The following is a 26,293-nucleotide window of genomic DNA, read 5'->3' as shown; positions in this document are numbered from 1 at the left end:
GTGGGCTTGTGATGCACCGCCAGCCTGCGTAACGTGGCGGCACTTGTCAGGAGACCCGATAATGCGTGCCGCCCGTACCCTCATGCTGTTTGCCTTGCTCCCGCTGTTCACCGCCTGCCAGTTGTTCGAAAGCGAGCCGGCCAAACCGTCCACCGTCGGGCTGACCCGCATGCAGGGCGAACTCACGGCTGTCGCAGGCAAGCTGTTGTTCCAACCGTGCCAAGACCAGCGCAACTACGTGGTCAAGGATACCGGCGGCACCAGCATCCTGCAGGAAGCCGCCTCCCTGGCCGGCCAGCAAGGCGTGCTGTTTGCCGACCTGCGCGGCAAGTTCTCCGGCGTCGCCACCGGCACCCAGGGCGAAGTGGAGCTGCAACAGCTGTACCGCGTCGAGCGCTCCGTCTCGGCCTGCGATGATCCCGACTTCAAGCGCACGATTCTGCGCGCCAACGGCCACAAGCCGGCCTGGGCGCTGAACGTCACCGCCAAAGGCATGGTGCTGGAGCGCGAAGGCCAGCCACCGCTGCCGGTTCCCTATGTCGAGGAACAACTGGGTGACGGGCGTTTCAACCTGATGACCGAAGCCAATAACCAGCACATCGAACTGTGGGTAGCCCCGCAGCGCTGTGTCGACAGTGCCAGCGGCAGCCTGCAACACATGACCGCCGAGTTGCGGGTCAACGGTCAAGTCCAGCGTGGCTGCGCGGCTTTCGGTGGTTCGCGGGACGATTGATTTGCTCCTGTGATGTTTTAACATGACGGCAAACTGCGCTTGGGGCTTATAATCACCGGTTTGCAAAACCGCCGGCCCCACCAAACGCCGCACACCGGACCCTGTCATGTTACGAATCACCGAACTCAAGCTGCCCATCGACCATCCCGAAGAAGACCTGCGGCCCGCCATTGTGCAGCGCCTGGGCATCGCCAGTGATGACCTGCTCGATTTCACCCTGTTCAAGCGCAGCTATGACGCCCGCAAAAAATCCTCGGAGCTGTGCTTCATCTACACCGTCGACGTGACCGTGAAGGGTGAAGCCGCCCTGCTGCTCAAGTTTGCCGATGACCGCAACATCAACCCGGCGCCGGACGTCAGCTACAAGGTAGTGGGCCAGGCGCCTGCGGACCTGGCTGAACGTCCGGTCGTCGTCGGTTTTGGCCCGTGCGGGATTTTCGCCGGGCTGCTGCTGGCGCAGATGGGCTTCAAGCCGATCATCCTGGAACGCGGCAAGGAAGTGCGCCAGCGCACCAAGGACACCTGGGGCCTGTGGCGCAAAAGTGTGCTCAACCCGGAGTCCAACGTGCAATTCGGTGAGGGCGGCGCCGGGACCTTTTCCGATGGCAAGCTCTACAGCCAGATCAAAGACCCGAAATTCCACGGGCGCAAAGTGCTGCACGAGTTCGTCAAGGCCGGCGCACCGGAAGAAATCCTCTACGTCAGCAAGCCGCACATCGGTACGTTCCGTCTGACCGGCGTGGTGGAAAACATGCGCGAGCAAATCATCGCCCTGGGCGGTGAAGTGCGCTTCGAGCAACGGGTGACCGACGTGTTGATCGAAGACGGTCAACTGAACGGCGTGGTCCTCGATGGCGGCGAGCAGGTCCTCTCCAAGCACGTGATCCTCGCCCTCGGCCACAGCGCCCGCGATACCTTCCGCATGCTCCACGGCCGTGGCGTGTACATGGAAGCCAAGCCGTTTTCCGTGGGTTTCCGTATCGAACACCCGCAGTCGCTGATCGATGCCGCGCGCCTGGGCAAATACGCCGGGCACCCGAAACTCGGCGCCGCCGACTACAAACTGGTCTACCACGCCAAGAATGGCCGCTCGGTCTACAGCTTCTGCATGTGCCCCGGCGGCACCGTGGTGGCCGCGACTTCCGAGCTGCATCGCGTGGTGACCAACGGCATGAGCCAGTACTCGCGCAACGAACGCAACGCCAACTCCGGCATCGTGGTCGGCATCACGCCTGAGGTCGATTACCCGGGCGGCCCGCTCGCCGGCATCGAGCTGCAGGAGCGCCTGGAGTCCCACGCCTACATCCTCGGCGGCAGCAATTACGAGGCCCCGGCGCAACTGGTGGGCGACTTTATCGCTGGCAAACCGTCCACGGCCATCGGCAGCGTGGAGCCGTCCTACAAACCTGGGGTGTCCATGGGCGACCTGGCCCTGGCGCTGCCGGACTTCGCCATCGAAGCGATCCGTGAAGCCTTGCCGGCGTTCGAGAAGCAGATCAAGGGCTACTCGCTGCACGATGCAGTCTTGACCGGTATCGAGACGCGCACCTCATCGCCATTGCGGATTACCCGTAACGAATCGATGCAGAGCTTGAACGTCAAAGGCCTGTTCCCGGCCGGTGAAGGCGCCGGTTATGCCGGTGGGATTCTGTCGGCGGGTGTCGACGGCATTCGGATTGCCGAGGCGTTGGCGCGGGATATGTTGGGTATCGAGGCCTGAAAAAACCGCCATCCAGATGTGGGAGCAAGCGCGCTCCCACGGTGTTTTTCGTGGCGTGTCAGATATTCGCGCGCAGGATGTTATCGGGCAGCGGCTCACCGCGCTCGACGCTGGCCGCCACCGCAGCGATCAACCCCGGCAGTTCATACCCCTGCCCCGCCAGCCACGCCTGATCGTAATAGGTGGTGGCATACCGCTCGCCCCCGTCACACAAGATCGCCACGATCGACCCCGACTCCCCCGCCGCTTTCATCTGCTGCGCCGCCATCAAGGCACCGATCAGGTTGGTCCCGCTGGACCCGCCGACCCGTCGCCCCAGCCGCTCGGCCAGGTAATGCATGGCCGCCAGCGACAGCGCATCCGGCACCTTGACCATCGCATCGATGACCTTGGGCAAAAACGACGCTTCGACCCGCGGTCGGCCAATGCCTTCGATTCGCGAGCCGCACTCCAGGCGCAAGCCGGCATCGCCGCTCAGGTAGTAGTCAAAGAACACCGAGCGCTCGGCATCGGCACACAATACGCGGGTGCAATGCTGGCGATAACGCACATAACGCCCCAGAGTCGCGGTGGTACCGCCCGTGCCGGGGCTGGAAATCAGCCAGCTCGGCTCGGGATGACGCTCGAAGCGCATCTGCTGGAAGATCGACTCGGCGATGTTGTTATTCGCCCGCCAGTCGGTGGCGCGTTCGGCGTAGGTGAACTGGTCCATGAAGTGACCACCACTTTCCTGCGCGAGGCGTTCGGATTCGGCGTAGATCTGCGTCGGATCTTGTACCAGATGACTCTTGCCACCATAGAAGGCGATCTGGGCGATCTTTTCCTTGGACGTGGTGGCTGGCATCACCGCGATAAACGGCAGGCCGAGCAAGCGTGCGAAGTAGGCTTCGGAGATCGCCGTCGAACCGCTGGAGGCTTCGATTACCGGCGCCCCCGGTTTCAGCCAGCCATTGCACAGCGCATACAGGAACAGCGAGCGCGCCAGCCGGTGTTTCAGGCTGCCGGTGGGATGGCTGGACTCATCCTTGAAGTACAATTCGATACCCGGCAAGCCCGGCAGCGCTAAAGGGATCAGGTGGGTGTCGGCGCTGCGCTGGAAGTCTGCTTCAATAATATGAATGGCTTCGCGGGCCCAGGGACGGTGGTCGCTCATGAGGGAATCTCTAAGGATTTCAGTCGCAATCTTAGGATGTTTCCTACACCTCACACAGATACAGTAACGACTCAATTGGACACACAATTGCTAGGCTCTGGCGCAACCCCGACCACGCCCCATTCTTATAACAAATAAGAATATAACTTTTGTTTTAACAACTAACGGTACGGGTTAGGGTACGCACCTATTGAATCCGGATTGGAGAGCACACCTTGGCTCTGCGTAGCACGTTCACCCGTTTTTTCCAGCTGGAAGCCGCCAGCGGTCTGTTGTTGATCGCCGCAGCCGCCTTGGCGCTGATCGTCAACAACTCACCGTTGTCGCACCTCTACAGCGCGTTTCTCGACGTGCCCGTAGTGGCGCAGATTGGCGCGCTGAAGATCGCCAAGCCCGCGTTGTTGTGGATCAATGACGGCCTGATGGCCCTGTTCTTCCTGCTGATCGGCCTGGAGGTCAAGCGCGAGTTGCTCGACGGCCACCTGTCCAAGCCCTCGCAAGTCGTCCTGCCAGGCGCTGCGGCGATCGGCGGCATGGTGGTGCCGGCACTGATCTACTGGGCAATCAACAAGGATTACCCTGCGGCGCTTTCCGGCTGGGCAATCCCCATGGCCACCGATATCGCCTTCGCATTGGGCGTCCTGGCGCTGCTGGGCAAGCGCGTGCCGGTGTCGCTGAAACTGTTCCTGATGACCCTGGCCATTATCGATGACCTGGGCGCTATCATCGTGATCGCCGTGTTCTATTCCAGCGATCTGTCCGGCGCAGCCCTGGCGGGCGCAGGCGCCTGTTTGATTGCCTTGATTGCGATGAACCGGCTGGGCGTGATCAAGCTCGGGCCTTACCTGATCATCGGCCTGATCCTGTGGGTCTGCGTGCTGAAAAGTGGCGTGCATGCCACCCTGGCCGGCGTGACCCTGGCGTTCTGCATACCGATGCGCACCAAAAACGCCGAAACCTCTCCGCTGTTGACGCTCGAACATGCCCTCCATCCGTGGGTGGCCTACTGCATCCTGCCGCTGTTCGCGTTTGCCAACGCCGGTGTGTCCCTGACCGGGGTCAGCCTCGAGAGCTTCACCCACCACGTGCCCCTGGGTATCGCCGCCGGCCTGTTGATCGGCAAGACTATCGGCGTATTCGGCCTCACCTGGCTGGCCATCAAGACCGGCCTCGCCGCGCTGCCCAGCGGCGCCAACTGGGGTCAGGTGTTCGGCGTCGCGATCCTGTGCGGCATCGGCTTTACCATGAGCCTGTTTGTCGGTTCACTGGCGTTCGTGCCGGGCGCCAGTGAGTTTGCCGGGGAGGATCGAATGGGGATTCTGACCGGGTCGATACTCGCGGCGTGTATCGGTTATGCGGTGACGGCAATGGCGAGTCGCAAGAAAGCCTGACCCGCGCAAACACCGCACACAAAAAACCCCAGCCGGTCACCCGGCTGGGGTTTTTCTTTGCTCGCGGCTTAACGCTTAGCGAGTCACGCGGCTGGTACCATCAACGGTCATGATGCGCACGCGATCACCGATGCGGAAGATTTCATTTTCCTGCACGGCCTGCACGTAGGCGCGCATGCTGCCGTCGTCTTCGCGAACGGTGATTTCCACGCCCTGGGTGCGGGTCAGGCCTTCTTCGGTGGCCGAACCCAACAGGCCGCCGGCGACGGCGCCGATCACGGCGGTCACGATACTGCCACGGCCGCCGCCGATGGCGCTGCCGCCCACGCCGCCAATGACGGCACCGGCCGCGCCGCCGATTGGGGTCTTGGTGCCTTCGATTTTCACCGGACGCAGGGATTCAATGGTGCCCATGCGAACGGTCTGCACACGACGCGCTTCGTCACGGGAGTACGAGTCGCCGGTCAGACTCGAGGCGCAGCCACCCAACAACAACGACAGGGTAGTAAAGCAGGCAACTAGTAAAACGGACTTACGCATAGCATCAACTCCAAAGGACAGGTGTTCATTAGACGCTGCGGCTTGACGCCTGTCACGGCAAGCCCCGCAGAAAATTGCTTTCATTCAGCCCTAGTACAGAGTGCCAGCACCAGAAGACTCGACAAACGGTAGCACTCATTTCGTAAACAGGACGCTCATGGATTATTTCATCATTGTAGTCACTACCGTAGCCGGCTTGTATTTTCATGGCTGGTTGTACCTGCGCATCCGACGCTGGATCGACCGCGACCTGGCGCTCTCCCTGGCGGGCAGCGACCTGCACAAGCGGGCGTTTATGCTGCAACAACTGGAAAAAGCCCGCACCCTGAAGATCAACCGCCGCGATTTGCCGGCCTGGTTGAAAAACGCGGCGCAGCAGTATACGCCCGAGGCCTCTTGAAGAGAGGCTTCGGGGTGACAAACAACAGTCAGGTGGGGTGACGAAAGACGACGATCAGGGTGCCAGACGCTCACGGGTCCAGTCGGCCCCTTGCAAGCGGTAGTTCAGGCGGTCATGCAGACGGCTAGCGCGGCCTTGCCAGAACTCGATGCGCTCGGGCAACAAGCGATAGCCGCCCCAGTGCTCGGGGCAGTGCGGCTGAGTGTCGCTGAAGCGCTCTTCGGTGACCTTGAGCAAGTCGTGCAATTCTTCGCGGTCACGGATGACCTTGCTCTGCGGAGAGGCCCACGCGCCCAGGCGGCTACCCAAGGGGCGCACCTGGAAATAGGCGTCCGACTCTTCGGGCGTGACCTTGACCACCCGGCCCTCGATGCGCACCTGGCGCTCCAGGGTCGGCCAGAAAAAGGTCATGGCCGCGAAAGGCTGCGTCGCGAGCTGATCGCCCTTGGCGCTCTGATAGTTGGTGAAGAAGGTAAAGCCCTGTGCATCCAGGCCCTTGAGCAGCAGGATGCGACAGTGCGGGCGACCGTCCTCATCGACCGTGGCCAGGGTCATCGCATTGGCCTCCACCGGCGGCTGCTCGGTCTTCACCGCATCGCCAAACCATTGGTGGAACAAGGCGAACGGCTCGCTCGGGGCCTGGGCCTCGCTCAAACCATCCCGTGTGTAGTCACGGCGCATATCCGCCACTGCCTGGGTCATGCGACTTTATCCTTCTGGTTCAACGGATCAGTTTTTTGCCTGGTCGTTCACAACCGGTGCAGCAGCCTTGGCTTTGGCTTTGGCCGGTGCTGGTTTCTTGGCAGCTGGCTTGGCCGGGGCCTTTTTCGCGGCTGGCTTAGCTGCGGATTTCTTCGCGACCGCCTTTTTCGCTGGGGCTTTTGCGGCTGCGGCCGGCGCGGGAACGTCCTGCACGGCAACCATTTCAGCCACAGGCAGCGTCTTGCCCGAGTTGTACTTGCTCAGCAAGGCCAACATAGTTGTACGCTGAGTAAACATAATTTCCATGCGACGATTCAGCGCACGGCCCTGGGTACTGTCGTTGGCGGCACGTGGCATCATGTCGCCCATACCGCGCAACATCAGACGGTCTTGCTTGAGGCCGCTGAGACTGAAAATCGATGCGATGGACACCGCGCGCTCTTTGGTCAACGCCTGGCTCGCCGGAGCGCTGCCGGTGGCGTCAACGTGACCGAGGACCAGTACGGCGGTCTTCGGGTCAGCCTCAACAGCCTTGGCGACGCGAGTGAACGGGCCAAGGGTAACCGGCAGCAACATCGTCGGGCGTTTCGGGTTGTAGGAACCGTCTACCGGGGCAATCACCACCAGTACGTTGTCGCGACGTTCCAGTTGCAGGTTGCTGTCCTTGATGGCGGCGCGCAGGCGCGGCTCATAGTCGTCCAGCCAGGCTTGGGTAATTTTCGGGTCGGGCATCGGCACATTGGTCACGTCGACCTTGGCCAATGGCTTAGGCTTGGACGTGCTTTCGAACGGCCACCACCAATGGGTTTCGGAGTCGGTCTTGGCGACGACGGCGGCAGCAGGAGCAGCTGGCGCCGGGGTTGCAGCCTTAAGGTCGGCCTTCAGGTCAGCCTTGGCATCGGCGGCCTTTTCGTCGGCGCTCTTGGAGGAGAACGGCCACCAACTGGAGCCGGTATCCGCTTTGGCCACCGGGGCTGGAGCAGGAGCGGCGGCTACCGGCGCGGCAGGCTTGACGCTGGCAGCAGCTAGCGGTGCAGCAGGCTTGGCCCCGGCGGCGAGTTTGGCGTCCGGTTTGACGTCGGTTTGGGTCACTGCGTCCTTGGTAGCAGCCTTGTCAGATCCAAATGACCACCAATGCCCGCCCTCAGCATCATTTTGTGGTGTTTGTGCGCAGCCAGTAATAGTGAGGCACAGCGCCAGTGCCAAGGACTTGTTCGATAACATGAGATATCCACAAAATGAGAAAAAACCGGGGGTCTGAACGACCCGTTAAACAGACGCGTCCGGAACATTAAAGTTACAATATTTCGCTTCGCGCCTTCTTATACTTGCATTTGTAACAAAAAAACGTGAAACAGCAAGGGGTTTACAGACAACCGGCCAATATTCTGACCAACTTCTGCGCCCGCGGGTCCATAAGTACATAGGGTCCCAATGTATTAGTCGCAAAACCGAACGCTACATCATGTTCAGGGTCGGCAAACCCCACCGAACCACCCGCACCTGGATGTCCAAATGCACGCGGGCCAAGGCCGAAGGTCGCATTCGGCAGTTGCGGTTGATCCAACATGCAGCCCAGGCCGAAACGGGTTTGGGTCAATAAGGTTTTATCGGGCCCGATACTGTGTTCACGGGTCAACTGTTCGAGCATGTCGCTTTCCAGCAAACTACCGTCCAATAAACCACTATAAAAACCCGCCAGGCTGCGCGCATTACCGTGACCATTCGCCGCTGGCTGCTGCATACGCCGCCATTCCGGTTTATTAGTACTGGTCAGAATAGACGGCGGATTGGCAAATGCCCGCGTCGTCATGGCCTCAGGTTCTCGCATCATTACTTGCAGTAAACGTTGCGCGGCTTCATCGCCCATGTTGCCTTTGCCGCGCGCTATATGGGCCACGCGATAAAATTCTTCGTCCGCCAGGCCCACATGAAAGTCCAGCCCCAACGGGCGTGCAACCCGCGCCACGATGGACTCGCCCGGCCCGCGTCCGTCGGCACGGCGCAGCAATTCCCCGACCAACCAGCCATAGGTGATCGCCTCGTAGCCGTGGCCCTGGCCCGGCGTCCACCACGGGGCTTCGGCCGCCAAAGTGTCGACCATCAATGGCCAGTCGTACAGCGCTTCGGCGGGCAGCATTTCACGGATCGCCGGCAACCCAGCCTGGTGGCAGAGCAACTGGCGCAAGGTGATGGCTTCTTTACCGGCCGCGGCAAACGCCGGCCAGTAGTTGGCCACTGGCGCATCCAGTTGCAGCTTGCCTTCGGCCACCAATTGCAGGGCCGCGACGGCGGTGAAAGTTTTGGTGCAGGAGAACAGGTTGACAATGGTGTCGCTGTGCCACGCTTGCGCCCCATCCTTATCGGCGGTGCCGGCCCACAGGTCGACCACGGTTTCCCCGCCGATCTGGATGCACAGCGCCGCACCACGCTCTTGCGGGTCATCGAACAACGCGGCGAACGCTTCACGTACCGCTTCGAACTGGAGCTCGTAATGACCCTGAACCTGCACCTAAGCCCCCTCGGAAAACGCTGTAAAAAGTGGCCGACATTGTTCCAGCCCTTGTAGGATTTGTGAACCCGTCAACGCTGAATCAATGACCATTTCCGGAATGCCCACCGGCATGTCCGGCGCCCTGCCCCGTACCTTTGCCGTCATGCCCCGGTTTGCTCCCTTCATGCTCGCGAACCGCACGGGCCGCCTTGGCTTTTTCGGCCTCCTTGCCCAGTTGGTCGACCGCCGCCAGGTTGCTTCTACGCACACTGTCGACAAAGCCCTGGAACGGCACATCGGTCATACCGACCAGACCGAAATGGCCGTTTTCGCCGTCCAGCAAGCGACCGGTCACCGGCTGGTCCAGATACTGGAACCAGTGCACACCGACAATCGACGGCTCGGCCATGGCCTGCTTGAGGAAGTTGGCATACGCGGTGCCGCGATCCTCTTCCCTGGCCAGCTGCGTTACACCGCCCCAAAACGGGCCGCGGTCAGCCGAGCCGAAGTTGAACTCGGTGATCAACACCGGTTTGTCCAGTGCGCGCAAGGCGGCGAAGTCGTAGCCGTCCTGAGGTTTGAGGGTGTACATGTTGAAGCTCAACACGTCGCAATACTGCGCGCAGGACGCCACCGCTTCCGGAGTACTCACCGCGTAACGCCCGCCCAGCAGCAACTGGTTGGGCGCGTGCCACTTGAGCGCATCGGAGATGGTCTTGAAGTAGGTATCTGCAAAGGTCTTCTGGAAGTATTTGAAGTCGGCTTCGATTTCCGGATGCTCAGGGTTGGGCATCGGCGGCTCGAAGCCCGGGTCTTCCATCAACTCCCAGCCCGCCAGGTGGATGCCCCAGGCTTTCGACAGGCCTTCTTCGTTGCGGTATTTGTCGCGCAATTGCTTGAGGAACGCACGCTTGGCGGGTACGTCGGTGGTCATGCGCAGGGTGCCGTAGGCCAAGGCGTAGCGGGATTTTGCATCGTCACCGGGACCGGCCCAGGCCAGTTCGTTATCGGCAAAAAAACCGATCAGCCAAGGATCGTCGCGGTGATCACGGGCGGCGATGGCCACGGCGCGCTCGGTGGCCATGGCGAAACGCGGGTCGAACGGGTCGGGCATGCCGCCCCACCAGTCGGTGCCGGTACTGATGCTGGCGTAATCGCCGACGATCGACAGCGGCAAGGTGTACGGCACGCGGTCCGCGCTGGCCAGTTGCGCAGCACTCCAGTTGCCCACAGTATTGAAACCCCAGGCCTGCAGGCGGTCGAGGGTGTGGCTGACCCAGCGCTTCTGGTCGAAACCGTCAGTGTCATACGTGCGCTGCAGGTTGGCGCGGTAGAAATCGTACCAACGCCCCGCACCAAAGCTACGCCCTTCGCCGGCGCCGTTACCGGTGCGGTTGTCGCCGCTGCCGTAGTACTTGTCAAAGGGTTCCCCGGCCTTGGGCAGCGCCGCGAACATCCATTCACGACCCGCCACGTAGGTCGGGTTGTTATCCGACGCCACGGTGTTGACGCCCAGGGAATAGAACGGATGCCCCTCAGGCGTCACCAAATACCAGCGACCGTCGCGCTTCTCGGTGTGGAAAAAGCCGCTGGCGTCGAACGCCGGGCCTTTGTTCCAACCGCCGTACTGGTCCAGGGAGGACTTATCCCGCTCGGCCAACCAAACCTTGAGTTGTTGCTGCTCCTTGGCGGCGGCGGCCTTGAGCTGCTCGTCGCTGCTGACCTTTTCCGGCCAGCGCGCGCGGGTGGACTGGCCATAGGCGTCCACCAGTTCGCTATAGGCCGCCTTGAGCACCGGCTCGCTGTCCTGCACGCCAAAGCGCTCCAGCAGAATGCTTTGGGCGACATTCGGCTTGATCATCGACAGGGTCACCGACACCACCTGGCTGCGGTCGATTTCCCCGGCACTGCTGGCCAGCAACACGCGCTGGCCGTCGACGCTGATCGGCATCGGCGGGCCGGCCTTCATGCCCTGGCTCAACGGCGAGTTGGCTTGCAGGGGGATCAACAGGGTCTGGGCTGGACCGGCTGGCAAGTCGATGCGGCTGACCAGGGTCTTGCCGTCATTGCTCTGCACCTTGACGTACAGGGTCAGCGCCCAGTCCATGGCGCTCTGGATACGCAGGCTCATGGCGCTGGATTGCGACCAGTCCCAGGCGCCGGTCTGCGGGCTGAGCACCAGGCTCGGTTCGGCGGCTGGGTTGAAGGTGATGCGGCGCAGCACTTCGCCTTCAGGGGTTTGTTCGGCGTTGTATTGCGGCAGGCTGGCGTCCTGGGTCGCCACCTTGACCACATCGGCAGGCCGGACGAAGTTGAACAGCGTTTGTTGCCCGGCGGGCGCGGCCAACAGGGGCGCGGCGAACAGCAGGGCAAAAAGGGCAGGCAGCGTGCGAATCATACGAGCAAGGTTCTCCCAAACGGCCGATAAATGGCCTGATGACATAGAGCGAGGCAGTGAGATAGACCACGAAGTGGGCGAATTCGCCCACTGAGGCTTAAGAAATTTCGCGCCGGAACGGCGGCAAGGCATTCAAGATAGCCTTGCCATAGCGCTGGGTGACCAGGCGACGATCGAGCAAGGTGATGGTGCCCCGGTCTTCTTCGGTACGCAGCAAGCGCCCGCAGGCCTGCACCAGCTTCAGGGACGCATCCGGCACCGAGATTTCCATGAACGGGTTGCCACCGCGCGCTTCGATCCACTCGGCCAGGGCGGCCTCGACAGGATCATCCGGCACCGAGAACGGGATCTTGGCGATCACCACGTGTTCGCAGTAGGCACCGGGCAAATCCACGCCTTCGGCAAAGCTCGCCAGGCCGAACAGCACGCTGGAATCTCCGCCATCGACCCGCGCCTTGTGCTTGTTCAGGGTTTCCTGCTTGGACAGGTTGCCTTGGATAAACACCTGCTTGCGCCAGTCGCGGTCAAGGCCGTCGAACACGTCCTGCATCTGTTTGCGCGACGAGAACAGCACCAGTGTGCCGCGCGAACCTTCCACCAGCTCCGGCAAGTCACGGATGATCGCCGCCGTGTGGGCCGGCGCATCCCGGGGGTCGGCCTTGAGGTCGGGGACGCGCAGCACGCCAGCATCGGCGTGATGGAACGGGCTCGGCACCACGGCGGTGACAGCCTTTTTCGGCAGGCCAGCACGCATGCGGAAGCGGTCGAAGGTGCCCAGGGCGGTCAGCGTGGCCGAGGTGACCAGGCAACCATAGGCCACGTTCCACAGGTTGCGCCGCAGCATTTCAGCCGCAAGGATCGGGCTGGCGTTGACCTCGATGTCAAACAGCGCACCGCTTTCCGACAGGGTCAGCCAACGCGCCATGGGCGGGTTGTCTTCCGGGTCTTCGACGGTGAAAGCCGTCCACAACTCCCAGTTGCCCTGGGCACGGGACAACAGGCTGCCGAACAGTGGGTACCACTCCTCGGCCTGGTTACTGGCGATGCCGATGTTGACCTCGCCGTCCATGCCTTCCTTGAGCAGGTCGGTCAGGCGGGTGAAGAGGTCGGTCAGGCGCGAAAAGCCCTTCTTCAGCTCGACGCCCATTTCGCGCATGTGCTCGGGAATCAGTCCGCCGACAAAGCGATGGCGCGGGCGCTCGCGGCCTTCGACGTCTTCGCCGGGCTTGAAGTCGGCGACCTGCTCGCAGGCGCTGAACATGAACTGCTGCTGGGTCTTGATCTCCCGCGCCAGCTCCGGTACCTGCTCGATCAGCTTGCCCAGATCGCCGGGCAGCGGATGCTGGGCCAGCAGTTTGGTGAGGTTCTTGGCGGTGGTCTCCAACCAGTCGGCGGTGGAGCGCAAGCGCGTGTAGTGGGCGAAGTGGCCGATGGCTTTGTCGGGCAGGTGGTGGCCTTCGTCGAATACGTAAAGGGTGTCGCGCGGGTCCGGCAGCACGGCGCCGCCGCCCAGGGCCAGGTCGGCCAGGACCATGTCGTGGTTGGTGACGATCACGTCGACCTTGCCCATGCCTTCGCGCGCTTTATAGAAGGCGCACTGGCCGAAGTTGGGGCAATGTCGGTTGGTGCATTGACTGTGGTCGGTGGTCAGGCGCGCCCAATCGGCGTCTTCCAGGGCGGTGGGCCAGCTGTCGCGGTCGCCGTCCCATTTATTGCCGGCCAGTTTTTCGATCATGCTGGTAAACAGCTTCTGGCTGACTTCATCGACTTCGATCTTGAAGCCTTCTTCTTCAAACAGCGACGCCGTGGCGGTTTGCGCGTGGCCTTCCTGCAGCAGCACGTCGAGCTTGGACAGGCACATATAGCGGCCGCGGCCCTTGGCCAGGGCGAAGGTGAAGTTCAGGCCACTGTTGCGCATCAGATCGGGCAGGTCTTTGTAGACGATCTGCTCCTGCAGGGCGACGGTGGCGGTAGCGATCACCAAGCGCTTGCCGGCGGCCTTGGCGGTGGGAATCGCCGCCAGGCTGTAGGCCACGGTCTTGCCGGTGCCGGTGCCGGCCTCGACGGCCACGATCGCGGGGTCACCGCTGCGCCGGCCTTCGTCGTCGGTGTCGATATCCCCGAGGACCTTGGCCACTTCGGCGATCATCAGGCGTTGGCCGTAGCGCGGTTTCAAGCTCTTGGCTTCGAGAAAACGCGAATAAGCGCCCTGGATCGTGGTTTTGAGTTCAGTGCTGATCATGAATAGTCGGGCGCAAAAACGCTGGATAAATTTTCAGTGGTTCGGATCGGCAGCTATCATACCTCGCTAATTAATCCCGCGCAGAACGGAGTACCGCAATGACCGTGTTCAGCCTCGTTTACACCCTGCATGTATTGGCCGCCCTGATCTGGGTCGGCGGCATGTTTTTCGCCTGGATGATCCTGCGCCCCGCCGCTGTGGCGGCGCTTGAGGGCCCTGCCCGGCTCAAGCTGTGGGCAAATGTGTTTCAACGTTTTTTCGTGTGGGTCTGGGTGGCGGTACTGATTTTGCCGATCAGCGGTGTCGGCCTGCTGCAACTGCGCTTCAGCGGGTTTGAAACCGCGCCGCGTTACGTGCAGGTGATGATGGGTTTGTATGTGGTGATGACCGCGCTGTTTATCCGCATCCAGGCGTTGAAGCTCCCTGAATTGCGCACAGCGGTAGCGGCAGAGGATTGGCCGGCAGGTGCGGCTGCACTGGGGCAGATTCGCAAGTTGGTGGGCATTAACCTGATCGTGGGGTTGGTGCTGGTCGCAATTGCTTCGGCTCGGCCGATGTTCTGAGGCGCGCCTTAAACGGCCATCGGGAGCAAGCTCCCTCCCACACTTGAAATGCATTCAAAATGTGCGAGGGAGCTTGCTCCCGATGGCGTCAGATCGAACGACTCAAAGTCGCTGAATGGTCACAGTTCCCGCAGGACCCGCCGGCCCCGGTTGCCCTTCCAGCCCTGGCCGGCCTTTGTCACCACCATCGGCGCGGTACACCAGGCAACCCTTGGATTGCCCACCCCTTCCAGGCTTGCCCGCCGTCCCTGCCAAGCCGCCCGCGCCGCCATCGACCCAGACCTTGATCTTGTCGCTCGGGAAGTCCTGCGGCAGCTCGACCCGCACCTGCGCGCCCGCCGCGCCGGGCAACCCGTCGCCACCGTTATCGCCGTTGGCGCCGCGCCCGGCGGAACCCCAAGTGCAACCCGGGTCTTCGCCGTTGGCGCCATCCAACCCGGCATACCCTTGGGCGCCGGCGCCACCACGGGCATCCACCGACAGTTCCTGCGCCGTCAGGGCATTGATGCGCAAGGTCAGGTCACGCCCGGCCTTGGCTGGTTTTTCATGGGTCCCGGGAGCACCCCGCGAGGTGATTTGGCTGCCGTGCTCCAGTTGCGCCTGACGCACCTGCAATTGCAGCGCGGTGTTACCGGGAGCGATGGCGATGCGTGCGTCGCGGCCCAGGTGCAACTCATCCACCGAGACCTGGCTGATCGTGGCGGGAATGAGCAACGTGCCGTAGTCCGCCACGTCCAGGCGTTCCAGTTGCAATACGCTGGTGCTGTTGGGCAAGCGCATCAACGAGTTGGTTTCGACACTGACGTTCTGGGCCAGGGCAACGGGGCTGACCAACAGGGCCAACAGAAAAACCTTACGCATCATGGGGCTCCTGAGTGTTTTGGAATTTGTTATTGCAAATTTTTCTTTGGGCGCACAGTAACGACTTCTACAGGCGATTTGCCAGTGAAGGATCAAAAAACTTGAGAAGGCGGCGGTTTCAGCGAGGATCGCCAACGATGCCCCTGCGGAATCCCACAGGGGCAAGGGCTGTCAGCGGTTGATCTGGATTTCTACGCGGCGGTTCAGGGCACGGCCTTCAGCGGTTTTGTTGTCCGCCACCGGATGGCTTTCGCCCGCACCGGTCACCGATACAAAGTTACTGCGAGGCACGCCGGAGCCGATCAGGTATTCCGTCACCGAGTGGGCGCGTTTTTCCGAGAGTTTCTGATTGTAGGCGTCCTTGCCGACGCTGTCGGTATGCCCACTGACGCGCAACTGGGCGCTCGGGGCTTCGCGTTTCAGGCGGGTGGCGATGGTGTCGAGCTTGGTTTTGTCCGCCGCCGTCAGCTTGGCCGAGTCGAACTGGAAGTGGACGTCGCGAATCACGATGGTTTCTTCCTTGACCACAACCACCTCTTCAACCACCGCGGCGGGTGGCGCAGGTGGGCAACCATTGGCATCGACCTGCACGCCTTTCGGCGTACCGGGGCACTTGTCACGGCTGTCCGGCACGCCATCGCCGTCTTCGTCGCCATCGCCGTGTACCCAGCAATAGGCACCGGCCATGCCGCCGACCAACAACGCGCCGTAGCCGGCATAGGCTGAGCTTTCCGTCGCACCGATCGCCGCGCCGGTCACACCGCCAACGGCGGCGCAGGTGGGCCAATCGGTTTTTTGCAAACCTGCGCAACCTGTCAATACTCCGGTTAGCAGAACCAAGGGTAGAGCTGTCCGCATGATGCTCATCTGATTTCTCCTGGGGGGATCGGCGGGGGCCGATGGGTGGAGTAAAGACCGCTCTTTTCAACTGCGCCAGTACGCCACACCCCCGTATTCATTGAGGACGGCTGCACTTGAGGGACTTTTCTCAGCCACCCGCTCTAGGCCCGCACGCTCAGCCGCGCTAGTCTCTAGGGTCCTGATGTGAGGATCTCTGATGACCGCTGGTATTTCTTCTCGTACCCCCCAGCAAGCTCTGGCTGCCTTGCTCGATTTACAGCAGCCCAAACGCCTGTTGCTGTTGGGTGCCAGCCAGTTCCCGGCACTGGAAGCCTTTCAAAAGGCGCACCCTGAGACCCAGGTGTCCGTCGCGGCGCCTGGCGCGTTGCCGGCGGAACTGGCGGCGCAGCGTTTTGACCTGGCGCTGGTGGTCGATTGCCTGGAGCACCTGTCAAAACCACAAGGCCTGACCCTGTTGGGCGGCATTCGCAATCTCAATGCCAGCCGTATTGCGGTGCTGGTGGACCTGGGAGCCTGCGACTGGAAGGACACTGACTTCTTCTCCCTGGCCCTGCAGGCCGGCGAGCGCTTCCAGCGCGAAGAGCAGGTGCTGACGCTGTTTACCTATGATCTGCTTGACTATAAACAGGTGCCGGACTGGCTCAACGCCCGCTTTTGGGCCAACCCGGAAAACTTCGGAAAGTATTGGTGGTAACCCAATGACGACAGCCATTTGCCCCTGCGGCAGCGGCAACCTGCTGGATGCCTGCTGCGGCCATTATCACGCCGGCCACCCGGCGCCGTGCGCCACCGCGCTGATGCGTTCGCGCTACAGCGCCTACGTGCTGGGCCTGGTGGACTACCTGGTGGCCACCACCCTGCCCGCGCAACAGGCCGCCCTGGACCGTGACGCCATTGCCGCCTGGAGTGCCCAGAGCACCTGGCTTGGCCTGGAGGTGGAAAGCTCCGAGGTGTTCGGCGGCCAGCCGGAACATGCGTTCGTGACCTTTACTGCACGCTGGCATGACAGCACCGGCGAACATAGCCACCGCGAACAGTCTTCTTTCGTACAGAATGAGGGGCGCTGGTACTTCATCGACCCGACAGTGGAGATGAAGGCCGGACGCAATGACGCGTGCCTCTGCGGGAGCGGGCAGAAGTTCAAGAAGTGCTGCTCCAGCTACCTCTAATCACCTGACAGGGATCACGCCATGCTCCGGACTTACAGCTTGTTGCTGGCGTTGACCCTTGGCTTGAGCGGCTGTGCCTCGTGGTTCGAGGACGACACGCCCCCGCCCCACGTCTCGCTGGTGAAAGTCGAAGTGGTACGGGCCAAGTTACTGGAGCAGAAGTTCAAGCTGTATTTTCGCGTGGACAACCGCGACGACGCCGACCTGACGGTGCGCGGCCTGATCTACAAGGTCAGCCTGGGCAACCTGCTGCTGACCGAAGGCGAATCCAACGAATGGTTCACCGTGCCGCCGCGTAGCCACGCCTTTTTCAAGATCTCGGTGCGCACCAACCTCTGGCCGCAGATCCGTGATGTGGTGCAGATGCTGAAAAACCCCGACCGGCCCGTGCCTTATCGGCTGGAAGGCGAACTGAAAACCGGATTATTCATCGGTAATGACGTGCGCGTGGACCACAATGGCGAGATAATCCCCGGCGATTTTATTCCGGAGCGACATCGATGACTCAACAACCCCATGTCCATGGTCCTGACTGCAACCACGATCACGATCACCATGATCACGACCACGGCCATGTCCACGGCCCGAACTGCGGCCATGCTCACCAGGAGCCGGTGCGCAATGCCCTGAAGGACGTTGGCCGCAACGATCCATGCCCATGCGGCAGCGAGAAGAAATTCAAGAAGTGCCACGGCGCTTGATACCTGGCGTCTGAAAATAAGCCTTAGCTCCTGCTTGCGTCGTTTCACCGCGCTCACTAACGTAGCGCCTTTACTGACGCCACCCCCCGCAGGAGCTTTGCCATGGCCTCGCCAGCCCTCTCACATTTTCTTCCCCGGTTCGGCGTTGCCGCGGCAGTGGCCAGTGCGTTAAGCCTGGCTGGTTGCCAGCTCCAGAGCACCCAGGACACCCTACCACCCGTTGCCGGCGTACAGCCGATCAAGGGCCTCGCGCAGAATGTTTCGATACGCCGCAATGCCCAGGGCATGCCGCTGATTGAAAGCAACACCTTCCACGATGCGCTGTTCAGCCTCGGTTATGTGCATGCCAGCGACCGCATTACGCAGATGGTCACGTTGCGCTTGTTGGCCCAAGGCCGCCTGGCGGAAATGTCCGGCCCCGAGGTGCTGGATGTCGACCGTTTCATGCGCGCGGTCAATCTCAAGAAAAGCGCCGGCGAGCTGTACAACGCCTCGTCGCCGCGGCTCAAGCGCTTCTTTGAAGTGTATGCCCGTGGCGTCAACGCCTACCTGTTCCGCTACCGCGACAAGCTGCCACCGGACCTCGCCCAGACCGGCTACAAACCCGAGTACTGGAAGCCGGAAGATTCGGCGCTGTTGTTCTGCCTGCTGAATTTCAGCGAGTCGGCCAACCTGCAGGAAGAATTGTCATCCCTGGTACTGGGGCAAAAGGTCGGCGTCGACAAACTCGCCTGGCTCACCCCAAGTGCGCCGGATGAGCCGATCCCGCTGGCCGAAGCCGACAAACTCAAGGGCGTGAACCTGGGCCAGATCACCGGCCTGGCTGGGCTAGAGACGGTCAGCCAGCAACTGAGCAGCCTCAACTCACTGGCGATCACCACCTCGAGCAACTGGGCGATTGGCCCGCAACGCAGCCGCAGCGGCAAAAGCCTGCTGGCCAACGACCTCGCCGCCCAGCCGCAAGCCCCGTCGCCATGGAACTACGTACAGATCCGCGCCCCGAAATACCAGGCCGTCGGCGCCTCGATTGCCGGCCTGCCGACCCTGTTGTCCGGCTTCAACGGCAAAGTGGCGTGGAGCATGAGCACGGTCAAGGGCGACACCCAGGACCTGTTCCTGGAAAAGGTCAAACGCCAGGGCAGCGCGCTGTACTACGAAAGCAACGGCAAATGGCTACCGGCCGGTGTGCGTAACGAGACCTTTTTCATCAAAGGCCAACGCTCGATTCGCGAAGTGGTGTACGAAACCCGCCACGGCGCCCTGCTCAACAGTAGCCAGGCGCTGACAACGGGACTGGGCCTGGCCCTGCAAACGGCGGACTTCAAGGACGACAAGAGCCTGGATGCGTTCTTCGACCTGTCCCGTGCGCAAAGCGCCGGCAAAGCCTCGGACGCGACCCGGGAAATCCGCGCCATCGCCTTGAACATGGTGTTCGCCGACGCGAGCAACATCGGCTGGCAAGTGACCGGACGCTTCCCCAACCGCCGCGAAGGCGAAGGCCTGCTGCCCTCACCGGGCTGGGACGCACGCTTTGACTGGGACGGTTACGCCGACGCAATGCTGCACCCCTATGACCAGGACCCGGCCCAAGGCTGGATCGGCACCGCCAACCAGCGCACCGCGCCGCGCGGCTATGGCATGCAACTGTCCAACTCGTGGGATGCCCCGGAGCGCAGTGAGCGCCTGGCGCAACTGGCCAATGCCGGCAAGCATGACAGCCGCAGCATGATCGCCATGCAATACGACCTGACCACCACGTTCGCCGCCAAGCTCAAGAACATGTTCCAGGCGCCGGGCATGGCGCAGCCGCTGAAACAGGCGATCGCTGCGCTGCCCGCGGCCGAACAGACCAAGGCCCGTGAAGCGCTGAATCGCCTGATGGCGTTTGACGGCCGCTTGGCGCCGACGTCCGCCGACGCGGCGATTTACGAGCTGTTCCTGCAGGAAAGCAGCAAACAGATCTTCCTCGACGAACTCGGCCCGGAAAACAGCGCCACTTGGAAAGCCTTTATCAGCAACGCCAACCTGTCCTACGCCGCCCAGGCCGACCACCTGCTGGGCCGTGAAGACAGCCCGTTCTGGGACGATATACGCACCCCGCAGAAAGAAGACAAACCGGCAATCCTCGCCCGCAGCCTAGCCGCCGCGATCACTGCCGGCGACAGCCAGTTGGGTGCCGATCACAAGGCCTGGCAGTGGGGCAAACTGCACAGCACCACCTGGAAGAACCGCAACGGCCAGGTGATTCGCGGCCCGCTGGCCAGCGGCGGTGACCACAACACCCTGAACCCGGCCCCGTACAACTGGGGAGAGAGTTTCGACACCACCCAAGTGCCGGCACTGCGCATGATTGTCGACTTCGGCCAGGCAGAACCGATGACGGGCCAGGGCGGTATCGGCCAGTCCGGCAACCCGGTCAGCCCGAACTACGTCAATGGCATCAATCCGTCGCTCAAGGCGCAATACCTGAGCTTCCCGATGCAGCCGCAGAACTTTGACAAGGTGTATGGGAAAGCCAGGTTGACCCTCACGCCCGGCAAATAACCGTACCAACAGGTGGGAGCAGGCTTGCCTGCGATAGCGGCGGATCAGTCACTGAAAGGGTAACTGACACAGCTTCATCGCAGGCAAGCCTGCTCCCACATTTTTTAATCTGCGCTCGATCCAAAATAGTGCAGCCGATTTTCAATGCCCACTTTCGGGCATCTCCTACACTAATAGCTCCCTCTTCCCACCTTTTAAAACGATCATTCGGAGTGACATTCGGAACTATGGTGCAGAAATTGCTACTTGTGATCCGTCTGACACCGTTCAGTAACAGTCCTAAACGCGCCACAAGCGCTTATCTTGGTTTCCAGGGATTACATAATGAAAAAAGCATTGCTGACCCTTTCTGCACTGGCTCTGTGCATGGCCGCTGGTTCCGCCTTGGCCAAGGAATACAAGGAATTGCGTTTTGGTGTCGATCCGTCCTACGCACCGTTTGAGTCCAAAGCCGCTGACGGCAGCCTGGTGGGCTTCGACATCGACCTGGGCAATGCGATCTGCGCCGAGCTGAAGGTCAAGTGCAAGTGGGTCGAAAGCGACTTCGACGGCATGATTCCAGGCCTCAAAGCCAACAAATTCGACGGCGTGATTTCGTCCATGACCGTCACCGAAACCCGTATGAAGGCCATCGACTTCTCCAACGAGCTGTTCTCCGGCCCGACTTCGCTGGTCTTCAAGAAGGGCGCCGGTTACTCGACGCCTGAGTCCCTCAAGGGCAAAACCGTGGGCTACGAGCAAGGCACCATCCAGGAAGCCTATGCCAAGGCCGTATTGGATAAAGCCGGTGTGACCACCAAGGCCTACGCCAACCAGGACCAGGTGTACGCTGACCTGACCTCCGGCCGTCTCGACGCGTCCGTGCAGGACATGCTGCAAGCTGAACTGGGCTTTCTGAAGTCGCCGGCCGGTGCCGGTTATGAAGTCAGCGCGGCCATCGACGACCCACTGCTGCCGTCGAAAACAGCGATCGGTATCAAAAAAGGTAACACCGAGCTGAAGGCCTTTTTGGATAAAGGTATCAAAGCGTTACACGATGATGGCACCTACGCCAGCATCCAGAAGAAACACTTTGGCGATCTGAACCTGTACAGCGGCAAATAATGCCTGGGGCGCCCCTTCCCGCGAGGGGCGCTTTTTTATCGCCATAGGTCCTGATTTATGTTCGAAGAACTGTTGCAAACCCTCGGGCTGAGCGCGCTCAGTTTGAAGGGTTTCGGCCCGCTGTTGCTACAAGGCACCTGGATGACCATCAAGTTGTCGGTGCTGTCCCTGGCCGTCAGCGTGTTGCTGGGCCTGCTCGGCGCCAGCGCCAAACTGTCCAGCCTGCCCTTCCTGCGCATTCCCGCCCAGCTCTACACCACGCTGATTCGTGGCGTGCCCGACCTGGTGCTGATGCTGCTGATTTTCTACAGCCTGCAAACCTGGCTGACCGGTCTTACAGACTTCATGGAATGGGAATACATCGAGATCGACCCATTCAGCGCCGGGGTGATCACCCTGGGCTTTATTTACGGTGCGTACTTCACCGAAACCTTTCGCGGCGCGATCCTCGCGGTGCCCCGTGGCCAACTGGAAGCCGCCACGGCTTACGGCCTCAAACGCGGGCAGCGGTTTCGCTACGTGACCTTCCCGCAAATGATGCGCTTTGCCCTACCGGGCATCGGCAACAACTGGATGGTGATGCTCAAGGCCACCGCACTGGTGTCGATCATCGGCCTGGCAGACCTGGTCAAGGCCGCGCAGGATGCCGGCAAGAGCACCTATCAACTGTTTTACTTCCTGGTGGTCGCCGCATTGATCTACCTGCTGATCACCAGTGCGTCCAACTTTGTCCTGCGCCGTCTTGAACGTCGCTATTCGGCAGGCTCCCGGGAGGCCGTGCGATGATCGAACTCTTGCAGGAATACTGGCGTCCATTCCTTTACAGCGACGGCCAGCACATCACCGGCCTGGCCATGACCATGTGGCTGCTCAGCGCCTCACTGGTGATCGGTTTTCTGGTGTCGATCCCGCTGTCCATCGCCAGAGTATCGCGTAACCCCCTGGTGCGCTGGCCGGTGCAGTTCTACACCTACCTGTTTCGTGGCACGCCGCTCTATATCCAATTGCTGATCTGTTACACCGGCATCTACAGCATCGCCGCCGTGCGCGCCCAACCGGTGCTGGATGCGTTCTTTCGCGATGCGATGAACTGCACGGTCCTGGCCTTTGCCCTCAATACCTGCGCCTACACCACCGAGATTTTCGCCGGGGCGATCCGCAGCATGGCCCACGGCGAAGTCGAAGCGGCCAAAGCCTACGGCCTCAGCGGCTGGAAGCTGTATGCCTACGTGATCATGCCGTCGGCCCTGCGCCGTTCATTGCCGTACTACAGCAATGAAGTGATTTTGATGCTGCACTCGACGACGGTGGCGTTTACCGCGACGATCCCGGACATTCTCAAAGTGGCCCGGGACGCCAACTCGGCCACCTTTATGACCTTTCAATCATTCGGTATCGCTGCGCTGATCTACCTGACCGTGACCTTTGCCCTGGTCGGTCTGTTTCGTCTGGCGGAGCGCCGCTGGCTGGCTTTCCTCGGGCCGAGCCATTAAGGAGCCTTCATGCGTCATCAGATCCATGAACTGATCGCGCCGGTGCCAGGCACGGCGCGGCAGATTCACAGCTTCCACTTCGGCCCGGAGCAGGCCGAACACAAGATCTACATCCAGGCGTCGCTGCATGCCGATGAACTGCCGGGCATGCTGGTGGCCTGGCACCTCAAGGCACGCCTGGCGCAACTGGCCGCCGCCGGGCGCTTGCGCAGCGAGATTGTGCTGGTGCCCATCGCCAACCCGGCGGGCCTCGAACAAGTGTTGATGGACATCCCACTGGGCCGCTATGAGTTGGAAAGCGGGCAGAACTTCAACCGTCTGTTTGTCGACCTCAGTGAAGAGGTGGGTGATCAGGTCAAGGATGTGCTCGGGGACGATCCCCAGCGCAACGTCGAACTGATCCGCGCGGCGCTGTCCACCGCCCTGGCGGAGCAAACCGTCACGACTCAGTTGCAATCCCAACGCCTGGTACTGCAACGCCTGGCCTGTGATGCCGACATGGTGCTGGACCTGCATTGCGACTTCGAAGCCGTGGCGCACCTGTACACCACGCCCGAGGCCTGGCCGCAGGTGGAGCCGCTGGCGCGGTATATCGGCTCTGAGGCCAACTTGCTGGCCACCGATTCCGGCGGGCAATCCTTCGATGAGTGCTTCACCCTGATGTGGTGGCAGTTGCAGCAACGCTTCGGCGAGCGCTTCCCGATCCCTATGGGCTGTTTTTCGGTGACCGTCGAACTGCGCGGCCAGGGCGACGTCAACCATGGCCTGGCCGGCCTCGACTGCCAGGCGATCATCGACTACCTGATTCACTTCGGCGCGATTGCCGGCGACGTGCCCCCCCTGCCCGACCTGCCCTACCCGGCCACCCCGTTGGCGGGCGTCGAACCGGTAGCGACGCCGGTCGGCGGCTTGCTGGTGTTCAGCGCCTTGCCCGGCGAATACCTCGAAGCCGGGCAACTGATCGCCGAAATCATCGACCCCATTACTGACCGCGTAACGCCTGTGCATTGCAAAAACGCCGGCCTGCTTTACGCCCGTTCGCTGCGGCGCATGGCCACTGCTGGGATGGTCATCGGCCATGTTGCAGGCTCAGAGGCCTACCGCAGCGGCTACCTACTTTCGCCTTGAGGATGCACGCCCCATGTACAAACTGACCGTTGAAGGCCTGCATAAAAGCTATGGCGACAATGAAGTGCTCAAAGGCGTCTCGCTCAAGGCCAAGACCGGTGACGTGATCAGCCTGATCGGCGCCAGCGGCTCGGGCAAGAGCACCTTCCTGCGCTGCATCAACTTTCTGGAAACCCCCAACGACGGCGCGATGACCCTCGACGACAAGCCGATCCGCATGGTCAGCGACCGCCACGGCATGCGCGTGGCCGACGACGCCGAGCTGCAGCGCCTGCGCACACGCCTGGCGATGGTGTTCCAACACTTCAACCTGTGGAGCCACATGAGCGTGCTGGAAAACATCACCATGGCCCCGCGCCGGGTGCTGGGCTGCAGTAAGAAAGACGCCGAGGACCGTGCCCGTCGTTACCTGGACAAAGTCGGCCTGCCGGCCCGCGTGGCCGATCAATACCCGGCGTTTCTCTCCGGTGGCCAGCAACAACGCGTGGCCATCGCCCGCGCCTTGGCGATGGAGCCGGAGGTGATGCTGTTCGACGAACCCACCTCGGCCCTCGACCCGGAGCTGGTGGGTGAAGTGCTGAAGGTGATCCAGGGCCTGGCCGAGGAAGGCCGCACCATGATCATGGTGACCCACGAGATGAGCTTTGCGCGCAAGGTGTCGAGCCAGGTGCTGTTCCTGCACAAGGGCTTGGTGGAAGAGCAAGGCACGCCAGAGGATGTGCTGGGCAACCCGAAGAGTGAGCGCCTGCAACAATTCCTGAGTGGCAATTTGAAGTGAATTTTTGCTGAGCGGTACCGCAAGCGCCCCACTCGCCCCCCCCCAGCAGCGCCGCCTGAGCGCGCTGAGGGCCTGCCGAGCCGACGCATGAACGTGATCGCGGCAAAACCCGCAAGCGGCCTGCTGCCGGTGTTTGGGGCTTTTGCTGGGGATATTCAGTGGAACAGGACGACCAACGGCGAACTTTTGTGACCGGCCGCCAGGAACCATGGCCAGTCGGTTGGAGAACTGACCATTTCCCAACCTGCAGGCATCAGGCCATCGGCACGGGCGGCGGCTCGTCCGGAAGGGTCGGTTCGCCAGGTTCGTCGGGTTCGGTAGGGTACGGGGAATCGGGCTCAGGTTGACCGGGGATACCACCCGCATAAGCAGGGTCGGCCATCAGGGACCAGGCCAGAACACCAATCTGGTTGGGTTCAAGCCGGGCGAGTTCGGCGCTGATTCGCGGGTCGATCTTCATAAGGTACTCCTCAAGCGTGGCTCGGCGCGTTTTGCACGCACCGAGGCAGTACACCCAATAGAGTCACTTTCCCCAGACTAATTCCCTTTACGCGTAGGACGTTTCGATCAGGCGCGTGGCAGGGTGACGCCGCGCTGGCCCTGGTACTTGCCGCCACGGTCTTTGTAGGACACTTCACAGGCCTCATCGGACTGCAGGAACAGCATCTGCGCCACGCCTTCGTTGGCGTAGATCTTCGCCGGCAGGGTGGTGGTGTTGGAGAACTCCAGGGTGACGTGGCCTTCCCACTCCGGCTCAAGCGGCGTTACGTTGACGATAATGCCACAGCGCGCGTAAGTGCTTTTACCCAGGCAGATGGTCAGCACGTCGCGGGGAATGCGGAAAAATTCCACGGTGCGCGCCAGGGCGAAGGAGTTGGGCGGGATGATGCACACGTCGCTCTTGACGTCGACGAAGCTCTTTTCATCGAAGTTTTTCGGATCGACGGTGGCCGAGTTGATGTTGGTGAACACCTTGAATTCATCGGCACAACGCACGTCGTAGCCGTAGCTGGAAACACCATACGAAATCACACGATCAGCGCCTTCACCACGGATCTGGCGCTCAACGAACGGTTCGATCATGCCGTGCTCTTGCGCCATGCGGCGAATCCACTTGTCCGATTTGATGCTCATGGCGGGTGTCCTGAATAGCGAGGTGGAAAAATTCTGTTGGGCATCTTACCGGGGTGGGCGTTGGGGTTCAAAGGGCGTGGGACTTTTGTTAATGAATGTCTTGATCAATGCCCGCCTTGTATAAGCCGCAGCCAGCGGGGCCAGGCCCCAAATCGGCGTGCGCAATCAACGTAAATACCACCGC

General features: G+C 61.6%; 26 protein-coding genes. 15 read left to right on the top strand and 11 right to left on the bottom strand.

The window, feature by feature from the left end:
- Positions 1-61: 61 nt before the first annotated feature.
- Both U5A08_RS06805 and U5A08_RS06800 read left to right on the top strand, forming a co-directional pair.
- Positions 62-733: a COG3650 family protein gene (locus U5A08_RS06805; RefSeq protein ID WP_253393824.1), complete on the top strand. Its 672-nt coding sequence runs from the start codon at positions 62-64 to the stop codon at positions 731-733.
- Positions 734-839: 106 nt separating this feature from the next.
- Positions 840-2,453, top strand: coding sequence for an NAD(P)/FAD-dependent oxidoreductase (locus U5A08_RS06800; protein WP_321850901.1), 1,614 nt, complete (start codon positions 840-842; stop codon positions 2,451-2,453).
- A 58-nt stretch (positions 2,454-2,511) separates the two neighbouring features.
- Here the strand turns inward: U5A08_RS06800 and U5A08_RS06795 are convergent, their stop codons facing one another.
- On the bottom strand, positions 2,512-3,606 hold the full coding sequence (locus U5A08_RS06795; protein ID WP_321850899.1) for a PLP-dependent cysteine synthase family protein: 1,095 nt from the start codon (positions 3,604-3,606) through the stop codon (positions 2,512-2,514).
- Positions 3,607-3,821: 215 nt separating this feature from the next.
- Here U5A08_RS06795 and nhaA point away from each other — a divergent pair, with 215 nt between their 5' ends.
- On the top strand, positions 3,822-4,997 hold the full coding sequence (gene nhaA / locus U5A08_RS06790) for a Na+/H+ antiporter NhaA (protein WP_253393820.1): 1,176 nt from the start codon (positions 3,822-3,824) through the stop codon (positions 4,995-4,997).
- A 75-nt stretch (positions 4,998-5,072) separates the two neighbouring features.
- On the opposite strand, the gene U5A08_RS06785 is transcribed toward nhaA, so the two are convergent.
- On the bottom strand, positions 5,073-5,537 hold the full coding sequence (locus U5A08_RS06785) for an outer membrane lipoprotein (protein ID WP_003189251.1): 465 nt from the start codon (positions 5,535-5,537) through the stop codon (positions 5,073-5,075).
- Between the two features lie 157 nt (positions 5,538-5,694).
- Between U5A08_RS06785 and U5A08_RS06780 the strand changes: the two genes are divergently transcribed.
- Positions 5,695-5,937: a hypothetical protein gene (locus U5A08_RS06780; RefSeq protein WP_253393819.1), complete on the top strand. Its 243-nt coding sequence runs from the start codon at positions 5,695-5,697 to the stop codon at positions 5,935-5,937.
- A gap of 54 nt (positions 5,938-5,991) precedes the next feature.
- Here the strand turns inward: U5A08_RS06780 and pdxH are convergent, their stop codons facing one another.
- The 5 genes from pdxH to dinG form a co-directional block, all read right to left on the bottom strand.
- Positions 5,992-6,639 carry a pyridoxamine 5'-phosphate oxidase gene (gene pdxH / locus U5A08_RS06775; RefSeq protein ID WP_253393818.1) on the bottom strand — a complete coding sequence of 216 codons (648 nt, stop codon included), beginning with the start codon at positions 6,637-6,639 and terminating at the stop codon, positions 5,992-5,994.
- Positions 6,640-6,666: 27 nt separating this feature from the next.
- Positions 6,667-7,863, bottom strand: a complete 1,197-nt coding sequence (locus tag U5A08_RS06770; RefSeq protein ID WP_321850895.1) for an OmpA family protein — start codon at positions 7,861-7,863, stop codon at positions 6,667-6,669.
- A 142-nt stretch (positions 7,864-8,005) separates the two neighbouring features.
- Complete coding sequence (locus U5A08_RS06765; protein WP_321850893.1) at positions 8,006-9,151, bottom strand: serine hydrolase domain-containing protein; 1,146 nt, start codon at positions 9,149-9,151, stop codon at positions 8,006-8,008.
- An 82-nt stretch (positions 9,152-9,233) separates the two neighbouring features.
- Positions 9,234-11,531 carry a beta-galactosidase gene (locus U5A08_RS06760; RefSeq protein ID WP_321850891.1) on the bottom strand — a complete coding sequence of 766 codons (2,298 nt, stop codon included), beginning with the start codon at positions 11,529-11,531 and terminating at the stop codon, positions 9,234-9,236.
- A 97-nt stretch (positions 11,532-11,628) separates the two neighbouring features.
- The gene (gene dinG / locus U5A08_RS06755) at positions 11,629-13,773 is read right to left on the bottom strand and encodes an ATP-dependent DNA helicase DinG (protein WP_321850889.1); all 2,145 of its coding nucleotides are present in this window, start codon (positions 13,771-13,773) and stop codon (positions 11,629-11,631) included.
- A 98-nt stretch (positions 13,774-13,871) separates the two neighbouring features.
- On the opposite strand from dinG, the gene U5A08_RS06750 reads away from it, so the two are divergent.
- A complete protein-coding gene (locus U5A08_RS06750) occupies positions 13,872-14,336 on the top strand; it encodes a CopD family protein (RefSeq protein WP_321850887.1) in 465 nt (154 codons plus the stop codon).
- 102 nt (positions 14,337-14,438) lie between these two features.
- Here the strand turns inward: U5A08_RS06750 and U5A08_RS06745 are convergent, their stop codons facing one another.
- The gene (locus U5A08_RS06745) at positions 14,439-15,197 is read right to left on the bottom strand and encodes a collagen-like protein (RefSeq protein WP_253393808.1); all 759 of its coding nucleotides are present in this window, start codon (positions 15,195-15,197) and stop codon (positions 14,439-14,441) included.
- Positions 15,198-15,368: 171 nt separating this feature from the next.
- Positions 15,369-16,064 (bottom strand): PA1041 family peptidoglycan-binding anchor lipoprotein, encoded by a 696-nt coding sequence (locus U5A08_RS06740; RefSeq protein WP_253393805.1) that lies wholly within the window; start codon positions 16,062-16,064, stop codon positions 15,369-15,371.
- A gap of 190 nt (positions 16,065-16,254) precedes the next feature.
- Between U5A08_RS06740 and U5A08_RS06735 the strand changes: the two genes are divergently transcribed.
- From U5A08_RS06735 to U5A08_RS06690, 10 genes are all read left to right on the top strand, one after another.
- The gene (locus U5A08_RS06735) at positions 16,255-16,752 is read left to right on the top strand and encodes a DUF6231 family protein (protein ID WP_253393803.1); all 498 of its coding nucleotides are present in this window, start codon (positions 16,255-16,257) and stop codon (positions 16,750-16,752) included.
- Positions 16,753-16,756: 4 nt separating this feature from the next.
- Positions 16,757-17,227 carry a YchJ family protein gene (locus U5A08_RS06730; RefSeq protein ID WP_253393801.1) on the top strand — a complete coding sequence of 157 codons (471 nt, stop codon included), beginning with the start codon at positions 16,757-16,759 and terminating at the stop codon, positions 17,225-17,227.
- 21 nt (positions 17,228-17,248) lie between these two features.
- Positions 17,249-17,731, top strand: a complete 483-nt coding sequence (locus U5A08_RS06725) for an LEA/WHy family protein (RefSeq protein WP_253393799.1) — start codon at positions 17,249-17,251, stop codon at positions 17,729-17,731.
- Complete coding sequence (locus tag U5A08_RS06720; protein ID WP_003189235.1) at positions 17,728-17,928, top strand: SEC-C metal-binding domain-containing protein; 201 nt, start codon at positions 17,728-17,730, stop codon at positions 17,926-17,928. The genes U5A08_RS06725 and U5A08_RS06720 overlap by 4 nt, the downstream gene beginning before the upstream one ends.
- Before the next feature lie 102 nt (positions 17,929-18,030).
- Positions 18,031-20,472 (top strand): penicillin acylase family protein, encoded by a 2,442-nt coding sequence (locus U5A08_RS06715; protein ID WP_321850879.1) that lies wholly within the window; start codon positions 18,031-18,033, stop codon positions 20,470-20,472.
- Between the two features lie 324 nt (positions 20,473-20,796).
- Positions 20,797-21,576 (top strand): transporter substrate-binding domain-containing protein, encoded by a 780-nt coding sequence (locus U5A08_RS06710; RefSeq protein WP_253393795.1) that lies wholly within the window; start codon positions 20,797-20,799, stop codon positions 21,574-21,576.
- Positions 21,577-21,633: 57 nt separating this feature from the next.
- On the top strand, positions 21,634-22,362 hold the full coding sequence (locus U5A08_RS06705) for an ABC transporter permease (protein WP_247407180.1): 729 nt from the start codon (positions 21,634-21,636) through the stop codon (positions 22,360-22,362).
- Entirely contained in the window at positions 22,359-23,069 is a 711-nt protein-coding gene (locus U5A08_RS06700) for an ABC transporter permease (RefSeq protein WP_247407182.1), read from the top strand. Before U5A08_RS06705 ends, U5A08_RS06700 begins: the two co-directional genes overlap by 4 nt.
- Positions 23,070-23,078: 9 nt before the next feature.
- Complete coding sequence (locus tag U5A08_RS06695; RefSeq protein ID WP_321850871.1) at positions 23,079-24,197, top strand: succinylglutamate desuccinylase/aspartoacylase family protein; 1,119 nt, start codon at positions 23,079-23,081, stop codon at positions 24,195-24,197.
- A gap of 13 nt (positions 24,198-24,210) precedes the next feature.
- On the top strand, positions 24,211-24,975 hold the full coding sequence (locus U5A08_RS06690) for an ABC transporter ATP-binding protein (RefSeq protein ID WP_010563548.1): 765 nt from the start codon (positions 24,211-24,213) through the stop codon (positions 24,973-24,975).
- 253 nt (positions 24,976-25,228) lie between these two features.
- Here the strand turns inward: U5A08_RS06690 and U5A08_RS06685 are convergent, their stop codons facing one another.
- Together U5A08_RS06685 and dcd are read right to left on the bottom strand one after the other, a co-directional pair.
- Positions 25,229-25,435: a hypothetical protein gene (locus tag U5A08_RS06685; protein ID WP_321850869.1), complete on the bottom strand. Its 207-nt coding sequence runs from the start codon at positions 25,433-25,435 to the stop codon at positions 25,229-25,231.
- A gap of 107 nt (positions 25,436-25,542) precedes the next feature.
- A complete protein-coding gene (gene dcd, locus U5A08_RS06680; protein WP_058412395.1) occupies positions 25,543-26,109 on the bottom strand; it encodes a dCTP deaminase in 567 nt (188 codons plus the stop codon).
- Positions 26,110-26,293 lie beyond the last annotated feature (184 nt).

It is taken from the genome of Pseudomonas paraveronii, from assembly GCF_963681955.1.
Lineage (GTDB): Bacteria > Pseudomonadota > Gammaproteobacteria > Pseudomonadales > Pseudomonadaceae > Aquipseudomonas > Aquipseudomonas paraveronii.
The sequence above is the reverse complement of the archived record's forward strand: the minus strand, read 5'-3'. Positions and strand labels throughout refer to the sequence as shown.